General features: G+C 72.4%; 1 protein-coding gene. It reads left to right on the top strand.

All coding sequences use genetic code 11. The features are described 5' to 3' along the window. The first annotated feature begins 226 nt into the window (after nucleotides 1–226). Nucleotides 227–1,336: a winged helix DNA-binding domain-containing protein gene (locus ABT300_RS43885; RefSeq protein WP_351688740.1), complete on the top strand. Its 1,110-nt coding sequence runs from the start codon at nucleotides 227–229 to the stop codon at nucleotides 1,334–1,336. Nucleotides 1,337–1,571: the final 235 nt, after the last annotated feature.

Consider the following 1,571-nt stretch of genomic DNA (forward strand, 5'->3'; position numbering starts at 1 on the left):
CGACCCGCTACGACAAGACCGCCGAGTCCTACCAGGCAGCCGTCACCCTCGCCTCGCTCCTGATGTGGGCGTGACATTTGAAGACAGCTCCTAGGCAGCTTCGTTTAGCCGGGCTCGCCCGCCCCGCGTAGCCCGGCTCGTCCCGCGTAGCCCTGCCCCGCCCCACGCAGCCACTCCCGCCGCGTCGCGGACAGAAGCTGTCCGCAAGTCCGACTAGCTTGCTCGTATGACGAAGACGACGTCCCCGGTGGGCCCCTTGCTCGACGCCCGGGCTCTCAACCGCGCCACCCTCGCCCGGCAACTGCTGCTGAGCCCGGCCGAGTTGTCCGTCAAGGCCGCGGTGGAGCATCTCCTCGGACTGCAGGCGCAGAACGTCAAGCCGCCGTACTACGCGCTCGCCGCCCGCCTCGACGGCTTCGCCCCGGAGCAGCTGTCGGGGCTGATGGCCGACCGCGAGGTCGTCCGCATCGTCAGCATGCGCTCCACCATCCACACCCACACCGCGGAGGACTGCCTGACGCTGCGGCCGCTCGTCCAGCCCGCCCGCGACCGGGAGCTGACGAACTTCCGCAAGGGGCTCGTCGGGGTCGACCTCGACCGGCTCGCCGCCCTGGCCCGCGAGCTGGTCGAGGACGAGCCGCGCACCATGGGGCAACTGCGCGAGGCGCTCACCGAGGAGTGGCCGGACGCCGACCCGCAGTCCCTCGCCGTGGCAGCGCGCTGCCGACTGCCCCTGGTCCAGGTCACTCCGCGTGGGCTGTGGGGCCGGAGCGGACAGGTCGCCCTCACCACGGCCGAGCACTGGCTGGGCCGCCCCGCGCAGGAGGCGCCGGCCGTGGACGCCGTCGTCCTGCGCTATCTGGCGGCCTTCGGCCCGGCCTCCGTCAAGGACATGCAGACCTGGGCCGGTCTGACCCGGCTGCGCGAGGCCTTCGGACGTCTGCGCCCGCAGCTGTCGGTCTTCCGGGACGAGCACGGCGTCGAACTGTTCGACCTGCCCGAGGCCCCGCGCCCCGACCCCGAGACCACTGCCCCGCCGCGGTTCCTCCCCGAGTTCGACAACCTCCTCCTCTCCCACGCCGACCGCGGCCGCGTCGTCCCGCCCGAGTACTGGGGGCGCTCCTGGCAGGGCAACCAGGCGTACAGCACTCTCCTGGTCGACGGCTTCCTGGCGGGCGTGTGGAGACTGGAGCGGGACGCCCTGGTCGTCGAGCCGTTCGGTCGTCTCACCGGCACACAGAAGCGGGACGTGCTCGCCGAGGGCGAGCGCGTGCTGGCCGTGATGCACCCCGGAGATCCTTACGACGTCCGGTTCGGGCCGGTCCTGCGAACCTGACAGCGGTAACGCCCGCAACGCCTGCAACGCCCGTAACGCCCGTAACGCTTGTCAGGCTCGTCGGCCCCACAGGACCGCCACGCCTGCAATGCCGGCAAGTTACGTAACGCGGGTAACGCCCGTAACGCCCCGGCCGGGCGCTGCGCGGCCCGCGCGGAACGCCCCCGCCGGTGACCGGTGGGGGCGTGGACGGATTGGACAGGGGGCGCTGCGGGCCGCTCGTGGAGGCTCGCAG

Origin of the sequence: Streptomyces sp. NPDC001027 (genome assembly GCF_040299045.1) — a bacterium.
GTDB lineage: Bacteria > Actinomycetota > Actinomycetes > Streptomycetales > Streptomycetaceae > Streptomyces.

What these genes read in the sequence shown, in the direction of transcription:
- ABT300_RS43885 (WP_351688740.1), top strand. Translation starts at nt 227, where the DNA reads ATGACGAAGACGACGTCCCCGGTGGGCCCCTTGCTCGACGCCCGGGCT.